Annotated in this window: 14 protein-coding genes and 1 tRNA gene; 8 read left to right on the forward strand and 7 right to left on the reverse strand. The window is 63.3% G+C overall.

Going from position 1 to position 14,462, the window contains the following annotated elements; genetic code table 11:
* The first annotated feature begins 197 nt into the window (after window positions 1-197).
* From ACIPZ5_RS23285 to ACIPZ5_RS23295, 3 genes are all read left to right on the forward strand, one after another.
* A complete protein-coding gene (locus ACIPZ5_RS23285; RefSeq protein WP_343599579.1) occupies window positions 198-1,379 on the forward strand; it encodes an MFS transporter in 1,182 nt (393 codons plus the stop codon).
* Between the two features lie 119 nt (window positions 1,380-1,498).
* Window positions 1,499-1,879: a hypothetical protein gene (locus tag ACIPZ5_RS23290; protein WP_054883694.1), complete on the forward strand. Its 381-nt coding sequence runs from the start codon at window positions 1,499-1,501 to the stop codon at window positions 1,877-1,879.
* 179 nt (window positions 1,880-2,058) lie between these two features.
* Window positions 2,059-4,197, forward strand: a complete 2,139-nt coding sequence (locus tag ACIPZ5_RS23295; RefSeq protein WP_343599578.1) for a TonB-dependent siderophore receptor — start codon at window positions 2,059-2,061, stop codon at window positions 4,195-4,197.
* A gap of 133 nt (window positions 4,198-4,330) precedes the next feature.
* On the opposite strand, the gene ACIPZ5_RS23300 is transcribed toward ACIPZ5_RS23295, so the two are convergent.
* A tRNA-Ser gene (locus ACIPZ5_RS23300) sits at window positions 4,331-4,420 on the reverse strand.
* A gap of 290 nt (window positions 4,421-4,710) precedes the next feature.
* Here ACIPZ5_RS23300 and ACIPZ5_RS23305 point away from each other — a divergent pair.
* The 3 genes from ACIPZ5_RS23305 to ACIPZ5_RS23315 all read left to right on the forward strand — a co-directional run bounded on the left by ACIPZ5_RS23305 (window position 4,711) and on the right by ACIPZ5_RS23315 (window position 7,336).
* Window positions 4,711-5,400: a crotonase/enoyl-CoA hydratase family protein gene (locus tag ACIPZ5_RS23305; RefSeq protein ID WP_400810831.1), complete on the forward strand. Its 690-nt coding sequence runs from the start codon at window positions 4,711-4,713 to the stop codon at window positions 5,398-5,400.
* Window positions 5,401-5,581: 181 nt separating this feature from the next.
* A complete protein-coding gene (locus tag ACIPZ5_RS23310; RefSeq protein ID WP_343599576.1) occupies window positions 5,582-6,301 on the forward strand; it encodes a lysophospholipid acyltransferase family protein in 720 nt (239 codons plus the stop codon).
* A gap of 63 nt (window positions 6,302-6,364) precedes the next feature.
* Window positions 6,365-7,336: a magnesium and cobalt transport protein CorA gene (locus ACIPZ5_RS23315; RefSeq protein WP_313711524.1), complete on the forward strand. Its 972-nt coding sequence runs from the start codon at window positions 6,365-6,367 to the stop codon at window positions 7,334-7,336.
* Window positions 7,337-7,441: 105 nt separating this feature from the next.
* On the opposite strand, the gene ACIPZ5_RS23320 is transcribed toward ACIPZ5_RS23315, so the two are convergent.
* Window positions 7,442-8,176 (reverse strand): amidotransferase, encoded by a 735-nt coding sequence (locus ACIPZ5_RS23320; protein ID WP_343599575.1) that lies wholly within the window; start codon window positions 8,174-8,176, stop codon window positions 7,442-7,444.
* A gap of 478 nt (window positions 8,177-8,654) precedes the next feature.
* Here ACIPZ5_RS23320 and ACIPZ5_RS23325 point away from each other — a divergent pair, with 478 nt between their 5' ends.
* Window positions 8,655-9,455 carry a cytochrome c gene (locus ACIPZ5_RS23325; RefSeq protein ID WP_343599574.1) on the forward strand — a complete coding sequence of 267 codons (801 nt, stop codon included), beginning with the start codon at window positions 8,655-8,657 and terminating at the stop codon, window positions 9,453-9,455.
* 53 nt (window positions 9,456-9,508) lie between these two features.
* On the opposite strand, the gene ACIPZ5_RS23330 is transcribed toward ACIPZ5_RS23325, so the two are convergent.
* From ACIPZ5_RS23330 to ACIPZ5_RS23345, 4 genes are all read right to left on the reverse strand, one after another.
* A complete protein-coding gene (locus ACIPZ5_RS23330) occupies window positions 9,509-9,841 on the reverse strand; it encodes a ribonuclease E inhibitor RraB (RefSeq protein ID WP_261941089.1) in 333 nt (110 codons plus the stop codon).
* A gap of 174 nt (window positions 9,842-10,015) precedes the next feature.
* A complete protein-coding gene (locus ACIPZ5_RS23335; RefSeq protein WP_261941090.1) occupies window positions 10,016-10,252 on the reverse strand; it encodes a hypothetical protein in 237 nt (78 codons plus the stop codon).
* Window positions 10,253-10,379: 127 nt separating this feature from the next.
* Window positions 10,380-12,437 carry an LTA synthase family protein gene (locus tag ACIPZ5_RS23340; protein ID WP_261941091.1) on the reverse strand — a complete coding sequence of 686 codons (2,058 nt, stop codon included), beginning with the start codon at window positions 12,435-12,437 and terminating at the stop codon, window positions 10,380-10,382.
* Between the two features lie 144 nt (window positions 12,438-12,581).
* Complete coding sequence (locus ACIPZ5_RS23345) at window positions 12,582-12,773, reverse strand: PLD nuclease N-terminal domain-containing protein (RefSeq protein ID WP_261941092.1); 192 nt, start codon at window positions 12,771-12,773, stop codon at window positions 12,582-12,584.
* Between the two features lie 124 nt (window positions 12,774-12,897).
* Here ACIPZ5_RS23345 and ACIPZ5_RS23350 point away from each other — a divergent pair, with 124 nt between their 5' ends.
* On the forward strand, window positions 12,898-13,836 hold the full coding sequence (locus tag ACIPZ5_RS23350) for a ZIP family metal transporter (protein WP_261941093.1): 939 nt from the start codon (window positions 12,898-12,900) through the stop codon (window positions 13,834-13,836).
* 49 nt (window positions 13,837-13,885) lie between these two features.
* Here the strand turns inward: ACIPZ5_RS23350 and ACIPZ5_RS23355 are convergent, their stop codons facing one another.
* Window positions 13,886-14,416 (reverse strand): hypothetical protein, encoded by a 531-nt coding sequence (locus ACIPZ5_RS23355; protein WP_343599573.1) that lies wholly within the window; start codon window positions 14,414-14,416, stop codon window positions 13,886-13,888.
* Window positions 14,417-14,462: the final 46 nt, after the last annotated feature.

Consider the following 14,462-nt stretch of genomic DNA (forward strand, 5'->3'; position numbering starts at 1 on the left):
GCCTTCAGGAGCGATCGGTCTCCCCGGAAGTGCTTCTTAGCCCAACGAGCATAACCTCTCTCGTTAGGCCAGACACAACATACAAGGAGCGGATTCATCCGCGATGCGCTGCGCGGGCGGCGCTCGATCCCACAGGCACTGAACATCCATCGCCAACCGCAAACAACCTCATACCTACCGCCGCAAACGGAATGCCCATGAAATCCCCATCCCTGAGCCGCGCCCTGATCCTGCTGATGGCTACCGCCACCGGCCTGGCCGTGGCCAGCAACTACTACGCCCAACCGCTGCTGCACAGCATCGCCCAACAGTTCGGCCTGAGTACCGCCAGCGCCGGCAGTATCGTCATTGCCGCGCAACTGAGCTATGGCGCCGGCCTGCTGCTGCTGGCGCCGCTGGGTGACCTGTTCGAGCAGCGCCGGCTGATCGTGGTGATGACCGCCATTTCCACCCTCGGCCTGGTCATCAGCGCCTGTTCCCCAAGCCTGCCCTGGCTGCTGCTCGGCACCGCGCTCACCGGCCTGTTCTCGGTGGTGGCGCAGATCCTCGTGCCAATGGCCGCCACCCTGAGCGAGCCGCATCAGCGTGGCCGCGCAGTGGGCACGTTGATGAGCGGGCTGCTGCTGGGCATCCTGCTGGCGCGCACTGCGGCCGGCTTCATGGCCGAGCTGGGCGGCTGGCGCAGCATCTATGTGCTGGCCGCGGCGCTGATGGCGCTGACGGCACTGGCGCTGTACCGCAACCTGCCCGAGCACAACAGCCATGCTGGCTTGAAGTACCCGGCGCTGATCGGCTCGGTGTTCCGCCTGTTCATCGAAGAGCCCGTGCTGCGCCTGCGCTCGCTGCTGGGCCTGTTGGCATTCAGCCTGTTCGCGCTGTTCTGGACACCACTGGCGTTCCTGCTGGCGCGCGAGCCCTACCACTACTCCGACGCCGCCATCGGGCTGTTCGGCCTGGCCGGCGCGGCCGGTGCCCTGGCGGCCAACTGGGCCGGGCGCCTGGCCGACCGTGGCAAAGGCTCGCTGGGCACCACCGTTGGCCTGGTGGCGCTGCTGTTGTCGTGGGTGCCGCTGGGCTTTGCCGAAAGCTCGCTGCTGGCCTTGCTGCTGGGCGTGCTGGTACTGGACCTGGCCGTGCAACTGGTGCACGTGAGCAACCAGAATGCGGTGATCGCCTTGCGACCTGAAGCACGTACCCGGCTGAATGCCGGCTACATCACCTGTTACTTCGTCGGTGGTGCGCTAGGCTCGTTGCTGGGCACGCAGCTATTCCAGCGGCAAGGGTGGATGGGCATCGTGGTGGCAGGCCTGGCGATCGGCACACTGGCCCTGGTGGTATGGGGCCTGGCGCAGCGCAAGGCCGCGGCGCAGCTAGCCTGAAGCCACCATTGAGCGCGACGGGCTGTCGCATTACCCTCCGTCGCCTGATCGTTGACTTGGCTGCCCCGGCGGCGCTCAGTAGGCGCTGGTCAAGGACCTTTCACTGACAGGACGAATCAATGACAAGACTCACGGTGCAATCCGGCGATTTCTTGCAAGGTGAAGGCGAGTTTCGCAATGGATCGCTCACACTCAAGACCCCGCGCAGCCCCTCACCTGGCGAACGCATTTCACTTGCCCGCATCGCTGACCTGCGCCTGGCCAGCCTGGAGTCCAGTCGCAGCCTGGGTACCGCCCTCGGCTGGGGCGTGGCCGGGGCGCTGGTGGCCGGCCCGGTTGGCCTGCTTGCCGGCCTCTGGCTAGGCGGTAAAGAGGAAGAGGCCACCTTCCTGGCCACCTTCAAGGATGGCCGCAAACTGATGGCCATCACCGACGGCAAGACCTGGTCGAAAATCGACGACACCTGGCGCCAGCATCGCCGCCCGCCACCTGCCGATTGAACCCCAGCGGGGCTTGGCCCTGTTAAGATAGCGGCCCTTTTTTCGCCTGTTCCGGCCTTTTCGCGGGTAAACCCGCTCCCACAGGTTCCGCACTGCTTTCATGGGCAGTGCCGTACCTGTGGGAGCGGGTTTACCCGCGAAAGGGCCTGCGCGGTATCTGCCCCAAGGACGCTCTCTGCATGCCCCTGCTTCGCCCTCACCTGCCCCTGAGCCTGCTCAGCCTGGGCCTGGCCCTGCACAGCCCCCATGGCCTGGCTGAAGACAGCCTGGAACTGGCCCCGGTGCAAGTGTCCGATACCTACGGCGATGAGGGCTACCAGGTTCGCGAGGCCTCGGTCGGCGGCTTCCAGCCCGCGCCACTGCTCGACACCCCGGCCTCGGTCAGCGTGTTCAGCCAGCAGCTACTGGAAGACCGCCAGGTCCGCCTGCTCAGCGAAGTGCTGCAAAGCGACGCCTCGGTGGGCGATAGCTATGCCCCGATCGGCTACTACGAAAACTTCAACGTGCGCGGCTTCGAGCTCAATGCCGCCAGCAGCTACCGCATCAACGGCCAGACCATCGCCGGCGAGCAGAACGTGGCGCTGGAGAACAAGCAGCAGGTCGAGCTGCTCAAGGGCCTGTCCGGGCTACAGAGCGGCGTATCGGAGCCTGGCGGGCTGATCAACTACGTGACCAAGCGCGCCGCCGACGTACGCAGTGTGACGGTTTCGACCAACGCGCAAGGCGAGCGCTACCTGGCCACCGATCTCGGCGGCTGGTTCGGCAGCGAGCGCCAGTTCGGCCTGCGCGCCAACCTGGCCCATGAGGACATCCGCTCCTACGTCGACCATGCCGACGGCCGGCGCGACTTCGCCTCGCTGGCCTTCGACTGGCAGATCAGCCCCGAGGCCACCTTGCAGCTGGACGCCGAATACCAGCACCGCGAGCAGCGCTCAGTGCCGGGCTACCAGCTGCTGGGCGGCAGCGAACTGCCCCATGACATCGACCCGAGCGACCGCCTGGCCTACCAGCATTGGGCCAAGCCAGTGCAGACCGACGCACTGAACCTCGGTGGGCGCTTCGAGTACCGCTTCAACGAGGCCTGGACCGGCACCTTGAGCGCGTCGCGCAGCCAGGTGGTGATCGATGACTACAGCGCGTTCGCCTGGGGCAGCGAGGGCGGCTGGCAGTCACACTTCAGCCCCGAAGGCGACTACGACATCTACGACTTCCGCAGCCCCGACGATACCCGCCGCACCGATGAGGCCCAGGCCATGCTCAATGGCCATTTCGACGCGCTGGGCGTGCAGCACGACCTGACCGTGGGCAGCAGCGCCCAGCGCCGCACGCTCGATCAGCGCCCCTATTACAACGAGCTGGTCGGCAGCGGCAACATCTATACCGGCGCACCGGCTGTGGCGCCGTCGGGCAAGGCGGTCGGCGCCAGCGAAAAGCGCCTGGACAGCCGCCAGTACGGCCTGTTCGTCAGCGACCGCATCAGCTTCAACGAGCAATGGCAGACCGTACTTGGCGCCCGCGAAGTGCGCCTGGATGAAAGGACCTGGGACGAGAACGGCGTGGCCGGGCGCCATACCCGGCAATACCAGCTGCTGCCCAATGCCGCGCTCATCTACAAACCCCGCCCCGACACCACGGTGTATGCCAGCTACGCCAAGGGGCTGTCGGCGGGCGGCACAGCGCCCTGGTATGCCAGCAACGCGGCCGAGATTCTCGCCCCCACCCTCTCGCACCAGCTGGAGCTCGGCATCAAGCGTGACTGGCAAGGCATGAGCTTCAGCGCCGCGCTGTTCCAGATCCGCCAGGCGTACCAGTACGCACGGCCGGAAGGCGACGGCAGCTTCACCTATGTGCAGCAGGGCCAGCAGAAGAACATCGGCCTGGAACTGGGCGCCAGCGGCTGGGCAACTTCGAACCTTCAGCTTCAGGCCAGCGCCGCGGCGATTCGCGCCCGGGTGCAGGAAAGCGGCACCGACGCCTATGAAGGCCATCAGGCGATCAACGTGCCGCGACTGCGCGCAGCCCTGCAGGCCGAGTACAGCCTGCCAGTGCCTGGCCTGGCACTGCTCGGTGGGGCGCGCTACAGCGCCAGTAAATATGCGAGCCAGGCCGGCAATGTCGAGGTGGGTGGATACACCGTGTTCGATCTCGGCAGCCGCTACCGCACGCGCATTGGCGGGTATGACACGACGCTGCGGCTGACCGTGGATAACGTCTTCGACAAGCGCTACTGGCGCGATGTGGGGGATTACCTGGGCGACAACTACCTGTTCCAGGGGGCGCCGCGGACGGCGCGGCTGTCGGCTTCCATCAGTTTCTGACAGCTCGTAGAAACCCTGTGGGAGCGGGCAAGCCCGCCCCCACAGGGTCCGCGCAAGGCTCAGAAGTTTGGGCACAAACTGCCCAGAATGAAAAAAGCCCCCGAGCTTTTCAGCGCGGGGGCTTTTCAGAATGTGGCGGTGAAGAAGGGATTTGAACCCTTGATACGATTTCTCGTATACACACTTTCCAGGCGTGCTCCTTCGACCACTCGGACACTTCACCGTTTTCTCTTCAAGGCTTTCACCCCGTCGAGGCGCGCTAATTTAGTAGAAGAGCTTTTCTTTGGCAAGCATTTTTTTCAAATTTTTCATGCATTTAAGCCAACCCACTGAAAACCCGAGGTTGCCAGGGCAATGCTGCCAATCTCGCCAGCGCTTTTACCCGCTGCAAACGCTCTGCCCGCGCCGTGCAAGGCATCGCGCCCCGGCGCTGACTGGCCGGTCAGCCTTGCTGCTTTACCTGGCCTGCCGTGCTGGGTAACGTCGTCGCCACGCCACCCAAAGGATTCCGCCATGAGCGAGCTGATTACCTACCACGCCGAAGACGGCATCGCCACCCTGACCCTGAACAACGGCAAGGTCAATGCCATCTCGCCGGACGTCATCGCGGCCTTCAATGCCGCCCTCGACCGCGCCACGCAGGAGCGTGCCTTGGTGATCATCACCGGCCAGCCGGGCATCCTCTCCGGCGGTTACGACCTCAAGGTAATGACCTCCGGCCCCAAGGAAGCCGTTGCCCTGGTCACCGCCGGTTCCACCCTGGCCCGGCGCCTGCTGTCGCACCCGTTCCCGGTGATCGTCGCCTGCCCCGGCCATGCCGTGGCCAAGGGCGCCTTCCTGCTGCTGTCGGCCGACTACCGCATCGGCGTCGAGGGCCCGTACAAGATCGGCCTGAACGAAGTGCAGATCGGCATGACCATGCACCACGCCGGCATCGAGCTGGCCCGCGACCGCCTGCGTCGCTCGGCCTTCCACCGCTCGGTGATCAACGCCGAGATGTTCGAGCCCAAGGATGCACTGGATGCCGGTTTCCTCGACAAGGTGGTGCCGGCCGAGCAGCTGCTGGAGATCGCCAAGGGTGTTGCCGGTGAGCTGAAGAAGCTGAACATGCTGGCGCACAAGAACACCAAGCTGAAAGTGCGCAAGGGGCTGCTGGACGCCCTGGACGAGGCGATTCTGCTCGATCAGGGCCACATGGGCTGACCTGTACCGGCCCTTTCGCGGGTAAACCCGCTCCCACAGGTATATCACTGACCCTGAGTGCAGCGCTGTACCTGTGGGAGCGGGTTTACCCGCGAAGAGGGCGCACAGGCTTACACCAGGGTTTGCCCCGGCCAGTGCACAGCCGTACACTGCGCCGCGACTGTCTGGTGTGAGTCGTACCATGCTTTACTCGCTTCGCATGCTCCTGCTGGGGCTGCACTTTCTGCTGGTGGGCGCCGTCGGCCTGCTGATCGGCCTGCTGCGCCCCTTCAACCGCGACAACAGCCGGGTCTTCGCCCGCCTCTACAGCCTGCCGGCCACCTGGCTGATGCGCATCAAGGTCAAGACCGAAGTCGGCCCGCTGTGGGACCAGCCGCCTGGCTGCGTGATCGTCGCCAATCACCAGTCCAACTTCGACCTGTTCATCCTTGGCCATGTGGTACCGCAACGCACTGTCGCCATCGGCAAGAAGAGCCTCGGCTGGATTCCGTTGTTCGGCCAGCTGTTCTGGCTCGGTGGCAATGTGCTGATCGACCGCAAGAACGCCTACCAGGCGCGCAAGGCGATGCAGACCACCACGCGCATCCTGCGTGACGACACCTCGATCTGGATCTTCCCGGAAGGCACGCGCAACCCGGCAGAACAGTTGCTGGCGTTCAAGAAAGGCGCGTTCCACATGGCCATCGAAGCCGGCGTGCCCATCGTGCCGGTGTGCGTCAGCCGCTATGCCCGGCGCCTGAACCTGAACAGCTGGCGGCGGCGGACCGTGATCGTGCGCTCGCTGCCACCGATCGCCACCAGTGGCCTCAGCCAGCAGGACCTGCCGGCGCTGATCGAACAGTGCCGTACCCAGATGCAGCAGTGCATCGACCATATGGAAGATGAACTCGGCAATCGCTAGGTTGCTCTGCGCGCCACTACAGCCCAAGCTGTAAGCCGTGTGCAACCGGAAAAGTGGATAACCATGGGTCGAGTCGTGGCATCGGCGGTGTATGCCGCCGGCAGAAAGGTCACCAACATCAGCATCGACGAAGGCAGCGAGTGGGCGCGCAAGCCGGGGCACTTCGTGTGGATCGGCCTGGAAGAGCCCAATGCCGAGGAGCTGGCCAACCTGCAGTGCCAGTTCAACCTGCACGAACTGGCCATCGAGGATGCGCTGGAAAAGCACAGCCGGCCCAAGCTGGAAACCTTCGGTGACGCGCTGTTCATCGTCACCTACTCGCCGGTACGCCACGAAGGCAAGCTGGAGTTCATCGAAACCCACATCTTCGCCGGCAACGGCTACATCATCACCTGCCGCAACGGCCACTCGAAATCCTACGCCCTGGTGCGCCAACGCTGCGAGGCGCGCCCGCTGCTGCTCGAACATGGCGAGGACTTCGTGCTGTATGCCCTGCTCGACTTCGTCACCGAGAACTACCAACCGGTCAGCGAGGCCATTCATGGCGAGATCGAGGAGCTGGAGCGCAGTGTGCTGAGCAACTCGTTGCAGGAAGAAGACATCCAGCGCCTGCACAGCCTGCGCCGCGACATCCTGCGCCTGCGCCGCTATGTGGCACCGATGGTGGAAATCAGCGAGGAACTGCAGCGCCTGAGCTTCCCCTTCATCGACAAGAACATGCGCCCGTACTTCCGTGACGTGCAGATCCACGTCACGCGGCAGATGGAGGACCTGGCCGGGATCCGCGACATCGCCAGCCAGACCATCGAGATCGGCATGCTGCTGGAGTCGTCACGGCAGAGCATCGTGCAGCGCAAGTTTGCCGCGTGGGCGGCGATCCTGGCCTTCCCCACGGCGATTGCCGGGATCTACGGGATGAACTTCCAGAACATGCCGGAGCTGAACTGGCACTATGGCTACTTTGGGGTACTCGGCGTGATTGCGCTGGGCTGTAGCGGGCTCTATGCCAGCTTCAAGAAATCTGGCTGGCTGTGAGGCCTCTTCACGGGCAAGCCCGCTCCCACAGGGTTCGAATGCGATCCAATAGCAGTGGGAGCGGGCTTGCCCGCGAATGGGCTGCAAGGCAGCCCCGGTAATCGATCAGGCGGCGCTGTCGCTGGCCTTGGCCGGCTGCTGGATGAAGCGCAGCATCCACTCCCCCACCAGGTCGCCCTGGTGTTCGTTGGCCAAGCTGGCAATGGCCTTGTGATACACCTCGTCCCCCAGGTACTCCTGACGCGCATCGAGCAGCGCCCGCGAGTATTCATGGACGAACTCCGGGTGCCCCTGGAAGCACAGCACCTGGTCGCGAATGTGGTAGGCCGCATTCGGGCAGAAATCGCTGGAGGCGATCACCGTGGCGCCTTCGGGCAGCTCGGTAACCTGGTCCTGGTGGCTGATCAGCAAGGTCAGCTCGGAAACCTCCGGGTCCATCCACGGTGCATGCGCCGCCAGTGAATAGCGGTGAATGCCCACCCCCCAGCCCTGATCGGCGCGCTCGGCCTTGCCACCCAGGGTCAGCGCCAGCAACTGGTGCCCGAAACACACACCCAGCAGCTTCTCGCCACGCTCGTAGAGCTTGAGCAGGTAAGCCTTCAGGGTCTGTATCCAGGGATCACTACCAAACGAATCGGCCTTGCTGCCCGTGACCAGGTAGGCATCGAAGCGTTCACCGTCGGGCGGGTAGTCGCCGTTCATCACGTTGTACACACGAAACTCGGCTGCGATCGGCTGACGCGAGAAGAGCTGCTCGAACATCCTTCCGTAGCCCTGGTACTGCGCGGTCAACTCCGGTCGCAGGACATCGGTTTCAAGGATGCAGATGCGTAACGACATAGGGATAGTCCTGAACGACATGGGTGGGAATCTGGTGTAGAGACTGACGCGAAAGACACGTACAAGCAAGTAGGCTGTACTGACGAACGGTCACATTTTGTCGGGGAACCGCGGGTGGAGACGCGGCTGTCTAGGCAGAGCGTGTCAGCGGAATGGCCACTGGCCTCATAGCCAATCGAAATCTAAGAGTTAGCCCTTTAGAACAAAGGGTTCTCAATAATGGATAACGCTCGCCCTGCGGGTGGTTTATATCCACATACATGAGGCAAGCAGACCCGACAAGGAAGCCACCGGGTATTCAGGAATAACAACAAGAAGGCGGTCCGCCATGTTCAGACAATCGAAACTTCGCCAAGCCGGGCTCATTCTCTTCGCCACGACTTTGCTACTGATCCTCCCCAACCTTACGCGGTTGTTCGGTTGACAGCGCCAATGCTTCGCTTGGGTTAATCTTTCGGCTTTATGCCGGAGTTTGCCCATGCGCCATTGCCTTGCTGCGCTAGCCCTGTTGTTGAGCCTGCCGCTATCGGCGGCGCAGTTACACCTGGAGCTGGGTGACAGCGCCCGGCAGTGGTCCAGTGAAGCACTGCTGAAGCACCCTCAGGCTCGCGATATCGATATCGATCAGGACGTTTCCTACCAGCGGCCCATGCACTATCGCGCCGTGCCTTTGGCAACGCTGCTGCAAGGGGTGAAGGCCGATGACCATCTACAGGCAGTGGCACTGGATGGCTTTGCCGCAGAAATGCCGGCCGGGCCGTTGCTGCAGGAAGGCCCGGCACGTGCCTGGCTGGCTGTCGAGGACCCAGCCACGCCGTGGCCGGCACTGGGCGACGGCAAACCGAGCGCAGGGCCTTTCTACCTGGTCTGGACTAACCCACAGGCAAGCAGCATTCGCCCCGAACAATGGCCCTTCCAGGTCGCCACGATCCGCCGCCTGGCGCCGGTCGAACAGCGTTTTCCGGCGCTGCTGCCCGACCCCGCTTTGCCGGCCAACGACCCGGTGCGTCAAGGCTTTGCGCTGTTCCAGCAGAACTGCCTGGCCTGCCACCGGCTCAATGGCGCGGGGGATGCTCAGTTCGGGCCGGACCTGAATGTGCCACACAACCCGACCGAGTATTTCCGGCCTGAGTACCTGCGCCGGTACATTCGAGACCCGCAGAGCTTGCGGCAATGGCCGCAGGCGAGGATGCCGGGGTTTACTGAAAGTGTGCTGAGTGAGCAGGAGCTGGATGAACTGCTGGCCTATCTGGGCCATATGGCCGGGCGCAAGCCCTGAAGTCGGGGAGGCTTCTTCGCGGGCACGCCCGCGAAGAAGGCAATGCATTCCTTTCAGGCTATCGGCCTTTCGTGCTTGACGCCCCACCCTTCGACTTCGCCGCCATAGGGTGATACGACCTGCTCGAAGGCCTCCTCGAAGTCACCAATGCCACCATAGGTGGCGTACATGACCTTGCTCAGTTCCAGGTGCCACGCGCCATCGTCCAGTTCACGCACCTGAGCATTCAACGATTCACCACGAAATTGCCCGGCGGCCCGTCGCGCGCCGGCTTCATCTGGAAATACCGCGTAGAACTCGATGGGGTGGATGCGGGTGAAGTCGAAACCGCCAGCTTTCATCTGGCGCAGGACATTGCTGCTGATATCGTCGTTCAGGCTGCTCATGAATCGTCCTCCCGAATAAAGCGATGGATAGACTTTCCGTGCACTACGCACCTGCCGGCATTGCCAGCAGATCGAGCTGATGCAAGACGCGAATTGAATGGGTGCAGGCCCGCAGAAAAGGCCCACACCTCCCACCAGCGTAGTGCCTGCGCAGGCACCACGCCAACCTGTGATTCAGGGCGCTTCGTGAATGCTGGTGATGATCACGCCATTCTGCTCCTTGAGCCAGCGTGCGGTAGGGGATGGAGCGCGGTCCTGGAAGTCGTTGAGGTCCAGTTCATCCATGACCGGAAACAGATGCGAACGGATGGCGCGGGCAGCCTCTTCCTCGCTGGGGCACTGTTCACCGTGCATCAACAAAGTGGTTGGCTCGCCTTTCTGATCGGCAAAGATGACTTCCCACTCTTTCATTGAATTGCCCTCTCAATCAAAGAACACCCGGTGAGTGACGCCTGTAGATGCAGACCTTGTGCCTGAGAATTCGTTCAGCAACAGAAAAGGACCGCAATGCGGCCCTTTTCTGTTTACTGCTTGCTAGTTACTTCTTCGGCGTACCGTGTACGACACCGGCCGTGTTGTCCAGCAGGCTCTTGGTCGCCGTCTGGATGAAGGCCTCGAGCTGCTGCAGCATCTGCGGCTGCTCCGGGCTTTCGATCAGCTCGGCCTTGAACTCGCTGCCCAGCTGGTAGCGGTACATGCGCGGGCTCATGTCCTTGGACTCGATCAGCAGGTGATCGCCCTTGACCAGGCCGACGATCTGCTCGCTGCCCGACGGCTTGATCATGCCCACGCCCGGGTCGCCCTCAGGCAGGTTGAGCAAGTCGCGCCCCCAGCACTGGTGGCGCGTCTCGCCACCCAGGCGGCCCATGATGGTCGGCACGATGTCGACCTGGGTACCCACGGTGTGGTTGACCGCACCGAACTTCTCCTGAATGCCCGGCGCGATCAGCAGCAGCGGCACGTTGAAGCGGCCCAGGTCCAGCTCGGTGACCTGCTGCTGGTTGCCGAAGCCGTGGTCGCCGACGATGACGAACAGGGTGTCCTTGAAGTACGGCTCTTTACGCGCCTTCTCGAAGAACTGGCCCAGCGCCCAGTCGGAATAACGCATGGCGGTCAAGTGCTCATCCAGGCGGCCCTGGCCGGTGACCTTCTCGACCGGCAGGTTGGCTGGCAGCGCGTAAGGCGTGTGGTTGGACAGGGTCTGCAGCAGCGCGTAGATCGGCTTCTTGCCATCGTGCTTGGCCAGTTCCTCGTTGCCGCGGTCGAACATGTCCTGGTCGGACACACCCCAGGTCGGGTCGGAGAACACCGGGTTGACGAAGTCGTTACGGCCGATGAAGGTGGTCATGCCCTGGTTGCCGAAGAACCCGGACTGGTTGTCCCAGGCGAAATCGCCGTTGTAGACATAGACGTCGTCGTAGTCGCGGGCACTGAGCAGCGCCGGCAGGCCCGACAGCTTGTGGCCGCCCTCAGGGGTCTGCATCAGGTATTCGAAGCCTGGCAGGTTGGGGAAGCAGGCCATGGTGGCGAACATGCCCTGGTGGGTATGGGTGCCGTTGGAGAAGAAGCGGTCGAACAGCAGGCCTTCTTTGGCCAGCTTGTCGAAGTACGGGGTGATGTTGTTCGGGCTGCCCAGGGCGCCTACCGAGTGGCCGGCGAAGCTTTCCATGAGGATCACCACGACGTTCTTGATCGGCAAGGTGCGGTCGGCCGGCGGCACGAAGTCGCGGCGCACGGCAGCCTCGTCGGCATCGACCAGGGTGTCGTGGGCGGTCAGCAGCTGCTTGCGCACGGTCTCGGTGGCCAGCTCCTGCTTCAGCACCGGCTTCCAGATATTGGCGCGGTCTTCGCCGAAGCGGCTCTTGGCGGCGTCGATCAGGGTCAGGGTGCCGTTCAGGCCCAGCTGGTTGACGAAGTTCGAGTCGGTGGTGAAGGCGTCACCCCAACGCATCGGCGGGCCCTGGCGCAGGGTGCCACGGGCGGCGACCACGGCCACCAGCAGGATCACCATGAACACCGCCAGACGGTTATACCACGGCGCCACGCGCTGTTCGCCGGTACCACGGGTCAGGCGGTCGATGCCCTTGAACAACAGGCTCAGCAACCAGGTGCCGAAGGCCCAGGCCAGCAGGTAACGGACCACCGGGAAGCCATACCAGAGCATGCTCAGCACGGTCTTCGGGTCTTCCTTGATGTACTGGAAGACCAGGCCGTTGAGGCGCTGGTGGAACTCACGGTAGAAGTCCATCTCCATCAGGCCGAGGAACATCACCACGCTCGAGGCCACGGTCAGCCAGAAGCGGAACAGCCCACGCCGGGCCATGAGCCAGGGGCTGAGCATCGCCAGCAGCAGCGGAATGCTCAGGTACACCACCACCCGCAGGTCGAAGCGCAAACCGTTGAAGAAGCCTTCGGCGACGGTCGAGTAAGGGGTGTCGCCGATCATGTCGCTGTTGTAGACCAGCAGCGCCAGACGCACCAGGCTGAGCATCAACATGATCACCAGGCCGCTGAGCAGCGTATAGGCCAGGTGCGATTTCAAGGTCGGCGTGAACGCTCGCGCGCCCTGTTGCCTCAAGGCATCCGTGTTAGCCATGAATGGGAAGGTCCTAGGATTGCGGTTTGCGGAGATGGCGTTGGGGCTGGCCCAACGCAAGCATTATGCGGGAGCGGATTCTGTTTAATCCAATGTGAAAATTTTGTCACGTTACTATTGCTGATTTTGTCTGGGACGCGGCTTTCATATCCGCACATTACCCCGCGGCCCGGCAATCGCCCAGATCACCAGGCCGATCACTGGCAGCAGGGCAATCAGCAGAATCCACAGCACTTTGATCCCCACTTCGCTGCTGCTCTTGATCACATTGAGGATTGCCCAGATGTCCAGGGCGAGGATGATCAGGCCGACCAGGCCATTGAAGCTAGAGCCCATTGCCACGTTCTCCTTGAAAGGCTGTCGTTGTGCATCATCCTCTATCAAGGCTATAGAAGGGAATCCTTGGCCAGCCGCGCAGGTCACTGCATAAACTGCAAGCATTCATGGATTCGAGGTTCGTATGCCCCCCGCCCACAGCCAAAGCGCCACCCCACCCTCCTTGCTGAATGCCTGGCGCCAGCAAGTGCTCAGCACACCATGGCTCAGCGCGGGCCTGGGCGTGAGCTTGCTGGCGGTCATCGTGCTGCTGGCGGCAAGCTTCTGGAATGCCATCAACGGCGACCACGCCGACAACTTGCACCTGGCCGCGCTCGGCGGGCTTTCCGGTTTCGCCGCCACCGCCCTCGGTGCGGTGCTGGCCGTTGTGCTGCGCGATGTCAGCGCGCGCAGCCAGGATGTAATGCTCGGTTTTGCCGCCGGCATGATGCTCGCCGCCAGTTCGTTCTCGCTGATCCTGCCGGGCCTGGATGCCGCCCGGGCGATCACCGGCAACGGCCCGGCGGCGGCGTTCACCGTGGTGCTGGGCATGGGCCTGGGTGTGCTGCTGATGCTCGGCCTCGACCGCTTCACCCCGCACGAGCATGAAAGCACCGGCCCCTGTGGTCCGGAGGCCGAGCGCATCAGCCGGGTATGGTTGTTCGTGCTGGCGATCACCTTGCACAACCTGCCCGAGGGCATGGCGATCGGCGTGAGCTTCGCCAATGGCGACATGAACATCGGCCTGCCGCTGACCAGCGCCATCGCCATCCAGGACATCCCTGAGGGCCTGGCCGTGGCGTTGGCCTTGCGGGCGACCGGGCTGTCGAACTTGAAAGCTGCGCTGGTGGCGATTGGTTCGGGGCTGATGGAACCCTTGGGCGCGGTGATTGGCCTGGGCATTTCCACCGGGTTTGCCCTGGCTTACCCGATCAGCATGGGGCTGGCGGCGGGGGCGATGATCTTCGTGGTGTCCCACGAGGTGATTCCCGAGACCCACCGCAACGGGCACCAGACCTCGGCGACCCTGGGGTTGATGGGTGGGTTTGCGGTGATGATGTTTCTCGATACCGCGTTGGGTTAGATGGGTTCGCCGGTGGATTTGTGGTGTCGGTGAGATCGAGCGCCGCAAATCAGACGTGAACCGCCACCTTCAAGGCCTCCAGCGCCGGCTCCACCTTGATGCCCAGCTCTGCCCCCAGCTCAAGCACCCGCGCCAGGTCCTGCTGGCCAACCATCACCATCTGCAGTTCATCATCGAGCAATTGGCTGAAGTTGAGCAGCACATAGCCACCGGCTTCCTTGTTCAACGCGCCCATCTGCACCTGAATGCGGTTGAGCGCAGTCAGCGGCTCGGTGCGCGCCAGTTGCTTGGGCTTGAGGGTGAACGGCACGCTCTGGTCGAACGAATCGCTGATGCGCTGGAACAGCTCCTGGTAGGTGTCGGCCTGGAACACCACGGTGTCAGGCAGGCTGCCGAGCACGACCCATTCACCCAGCGGGATCGGGAAGCTGTCGTCGTAGTTGATATCAGGGTTGGCGGCCAGGAAGGCGGCGGGGTCGGCGTAGGCCTGGGCGGCCTCGTCGGCGATGCGCTCGATGTCCTCATCGCGCATGCAGCCGGCACCGATGAGGCTGATGAATTCGAGCAACTGGTTTTTCATGAAGGGGGCCTGCGACGGGTGAAAAGTCGCCAAGGATAGCCGCAAA

The sequence above is a fragment of the Pseudomonas sp. NPDC089428 genome (genome assembly GCF_044749325.1).
GTDB lineage: Bacteria > Pseudomonadota > Gammaproteobacteria > Pseudomonadales > Pseudomonadaceae > Aquipseudomonas.